The organism is Streptomyces sp. SID11385 (assembly GCF_010548245.1).
Classification (GTDB): Bacteria; Actinomycetota; Actinomycetes; order Streptomycetales; family Streptomycetaceae; genus Streptomyces.
The window spans coordinates 1-3751 of sequence record NZ_JAAGLR010000789.1 but is presented as its reverse complement, the minus strand read 5'-3'; the positions used below and the strand labels follow the sequence as shown (position 1 = coordinate 3751).

Below are 3751 nucleotides of genomic sequence, written 5' to 3'. Positions count from 1 at the left end.
GGCGTCCGGCGGCGCGGCAGGTGCCGCGACCGGCGCCCTGGACGTCGCGTGCGACGCGGCAGTCGCGGGCGGCGCGACGTACGACGGCGGGACCGGGGACGGCGCGACGTACCGCGACGTCCCGTAGCTCGCGGGTGGCAGACCCCCGAACGCGGCAGGGGCGAGCGGATAACCGAACGCGGCCCAGCCCGGCCCCTCGGGCGACGTGGGTATACCCGGCACCGGCTCCGTCCCCGGTCCCGACGTCGCGTGCTCCCGTACCGGCGACGCGACCCGGGCAGCGGAGACGGCCGGGACAAAGGCCGGCGGCGCGACGTCGGGCGACCTGCTGTCCGGCGCCGGCGCCGGCCAGGAAGCGGGAGCCCGGAAGGAGCCCGCACCGTCACGCACAGCCGAAGCCGACACTCCGTCCCGGCCTTCCCCGTCCCTGTCCCTGTCCCTGTCCCCCGCAACCTCACGCGCCGTCAGAACGTCCGCCACGTCCGGAGCGCGCACCCTGCGCGCTTCCCCGGCCCCCCTGACGCCCTCCGCCGCGCCACCCCCGGCCACCGCCTCGTCACGCCCAGACGCCGCGCCGTCCTCGTAAGCCGCCGCACCGTCCCCGTCGCCCGCCCCACCCTCCGTCCCCGGAGCGACGTCCCCCACCGAGCGCCCCCCGCGCCCCGCTCCTTCACCGCCCGCGCTCTCGCGCCGCGCACCGTCCCCGTCGCCCTGCTCCGCCTCGTCCACCCGTTCCCCTTCCCCATCCACTGCCACACCCCCTGCCCCGGCGTCGCGGCGGAATGCCGGGTCGTCCCGCATCCCGGCCGCCTGTCGCACGGCGCGCCGTCCTACGATGATCCCCGACCGGCGCCGGGACCGGTCCACCACCCCGACCGGGGAAGGACCGCGAGGATCCATGAACGTCTCCAGCGAACTGCACACCTTCATCGCAGGCCTGCCCAAGGCGGAACTGCACGTGCATCACGTCGGCTCCGCCTCGCCGCGCATCGTCGCGGCGCTCGCCGCGCGCCACAGCGACACGCGGGTGCCCACGGCACCCGAGGCGCTCGCGGACTACTTCACCTTCACGGACTTCGCGCACTTCATCGAGGTCTACCTGTCCGTCGTCGACCTCATCCGCACCCCGGAGGATGTCCGGCTGCTGACCTTCGAGGTCGCGCGCGACATGGCGCGCCAGAACATCCGCTACGCGGAGCTGACCGTCACTCCGTACAGCTCGACGCGACGTGGGATCGACGCGCACGCCTTCATGGAGGCCATCGAGGACGCGCGCCACGCCGCGGAGAAGGAGCTGAACGTCGCGCTGCGCTGGTCCTTCGACATCCCCGGCGAAGCCGGGCTCGAAGCGGCCGAGGAGACGGCGCACCTCGCGACGGAGCTGGGTCCCGACGGACTCATCAGCTTCGGCCTCGGCGGTCCCGAGATCGGGGTACCGCGTCCGCAGTTCAAGCCGTACTTCGACCGCGCGCGGGCCGCGGGCCTGCGCTCCGTGCCCCACGCGGGCGAGACCACCGGGCCCGAGACGATCTGGGACGCGCTCAACGAGCTGGGGGCCGAGCGCATCGGCCACGGGACGAGCGCCGTGCGCGACCCCCGGCTGCTCGCCCACCTCGCGGAGCACCGCATCCCGCTGGAGGTGTGCCCGACGTCCAACATCGCGACGCGCGCCGTCGCGGATCTCTCCGAGCACCCGGTCAAGCAGATGGTCGACGCGGGCGTGCTCGTGACCATCAACAGCGACGATCCGCCGATGTTCGGCACCGACCTCAACAACGAGTACGCCGTCGCCGCCTCGCTTCTCGGCCTGGACGAACGCGGCCTGGCGGAGCTGGCGAAGAACGCCGTGGAGGCCTCGTTCCTCGACGTCGGGGGCAAGGCGCGGCTGCATGCCGAGATCGACGCGTACCTCGCCACCTGGCTCGCGCCCTGACGCTGTGATGACATGCCCCCATGCGCACCGTCACCGCCGTGGGCCATCGCGGCGATCCGTACCGTTTCCGTGAGAACACCCTCGCCTCGCTGCGCTCCGCGTTCGCGAGCGGCGCCGACGCCGTCGAGCTGGACGTCCGGCTGACGCGCGACGGGGTGCCCCTCCTGCTGCACGACGCGACGCTCGCGCGCCTGTGGGGGGTCGACGCCCGGCTGGGCGACCTCACCGCCGCGGACGTCGCGCGGCGTACGGCGGGCGGCGTGCCCTCCCTCGCGGAGGCCCTCGACGCGACGTCGGGGCGGCGCGTCATGATCGACCTCCCCTCCGCGACGCCGCGTACCGTACGCGCCGTACTGGGCGTCGTGCGCGACAGCGACGCGACGTCGCGCGTGTACTACTGCGCCGGCGCGGACGCCATGCTCGCCGTCCGCGCGCAGGACCCCGCCGCGGAGATCGCGCTGACGTGGACGACGCTCGCGCCGCCGCGTCCCGCGCTCCTCGACGCGGTCCGGCCGCGCTGGCTCAACTACCGCTTCGGCCTCCTCGACAGCGGCCTCGTCGCGTCGTCGCACCGCGACGGCTACCTCGTGTCCGCCTGGACGCCGGACACGCGACGTTCGCTACGTCGTCTCTTCGCCGCGGGCGTCGACTCCGTGACGAGCAACCGCGTCGGCGTCGCGTGTGCGGAGCGGGACCGCGCGGGCCTCACACGCCCGTCGTCTCGCTCCAGCGACGCGCCAGTTCAGGACGCTCCCGCGCCGTGATGTCGCGTGCGATGGCAAGGCGACGTCGCGTCGCGTCGTCCGGGAAGATGAGCGGGTCCTCGGCGAGCGCGGCGGTCTCCTTGTCCTTCGACGCCGCGAGGACGTCGCGTGCGGCGGGCACGGGGCAGACGTAGTTGACCCACGCGGCGAGGGCCGCGGCGACCTCGGGCTCGTAGTAGTAGTCAATGAGCGCTTCGGCGTTGCGCTTGTGCGCGGCACGGTCGGGGATCATCAGCGACTCGGCCCACAGCTCCGCGCCTTCCTCCGGTACGAGGAAACGAATATCGGGGTTGTCGGCCTGGAGCTGGATCACGTCGCCGGAGTACGCCTGGCAGGCGAGCACGTCGCCCGAGGACAGGTCCTTGATGTAGTCGTTGCCGGTGAAACGACGGATGTGTCCGGCGCGCACGCGCGGTGCGAGCCGCTCGCACATGCGGTGGAAGTCATCGGTCGTCCAGCGCGTGATGTCGACGCCCTCGCCCTGCATCAGGAGCGCGAACGCCTCGTCCATGCCCGACAGGAGCGTGACGCGCCCCTTGAGGTCGTCGTCCCACAGCTCGGACACGTGGTGCAGCGTGCGGCCGAGCTTGCGCGCGTTGTACGCGATTCCCGTGATGCCCGACTGCCACGGCACCGTGCAGCGTCGCCCCGGGTCGAACGCCGGGTCGCGCAACGCGGGGTCGAGGTGACGCGCGACGTTCGGCTGCCGGCCGCGGTCCATCTCCTGCACCCAGCCGAGGCGGACGAAGCGGGCGCACATCCAGTCGCTGATGACGATGAGGTCCCGGCCGGTGGGCTGATGGCTCATCAGCGAGGGACTGACCTTGCCGAAGAACTCGTCGTTGTCGTTGATCTCCTCGGTGTAGTGCACACGGATGCCGGTACGTCGCGTGAAGGCGTCGAGCGTGGGCCGGTGACGCCCGCTGTCGTCGGTGTCGATGTAGAGCGGCCAGTTGGCGAAGTCGACTACGTGCTCGCGCGCGGACCGGTCCGCGGCCGCACGGTCCGCCGGCGCGACGTAGGCCGCGGGAACGCCGCACGCGCCGAGCCCCAG

The 3751-nt window shown here is 73.1% G+C and carries 3 protein-coding genes; 2 read left to right on the top strand and 1 reads right to left on the bottom strand.

Features of this window, described 5'->3' with window-relative positions; genetic code table 11:
* Positions 1-898: 898 nt before the first annotated feature.
* Together G3I42_RS24370 and G3I42_RS24365 are read left to right on the top strand one after the other, a co-directional pair.
* Positions 899-1933, top strand: coding sequence for an adenosine deaminase (locus tag G3I42_RS24370; protein ID WP_164289312.1), 1035 nt, complete (start codon positions 899-901; stop codon positions 1931-1933).
* A gap of 20 nt (positions 1934-1953) precedes the next feature.
* Positions 1954-2697 carry a glycerophosphodiester phosphodiesterase gene (locus G3I42_RS24365; RefSeq protein WP_164289310.1) on the top strand — a complete coding sequence of 248 codons (744 nt, stop codon included), beginning with the start codon at positions 1954-1956 and terminating at the stop codon, positions 2695-2697.
* Here G3I42_RS24365 and G3I42_RS24360 read toward each other — a convergent pair.
* Complete coding sequence (locus tag G3I42_RS24360) at positions 2639-3751, bottom strand: spermidine/putrescine ABC transporter substrate-binding protein (protein ID WP_239096645.1); 1113 nt, start codon at positions 3749-3751, stop codon at positions 2639-2641. The two genes, G3I42_RS24365 and G3I42_RS24360, sit on opposite strands and share 59 nt — an antisense overlap.

Coding starts and splice junctions, on each gene's coding strand:
- G3I42_RS24370 (WP_164289312.1), top strand. CDS start 899: ATGAACGTCTCCAGCGAACTGCACACCTTCATCGCAGGCCTGCCCAAG.
- G3I42_RS24365 (WP_164289310.1), top strand. CDS start 1,954: ATGCGCACCGTCACCGCCGTGGGCCATCGCGGCGATCCGTACCGTTTC.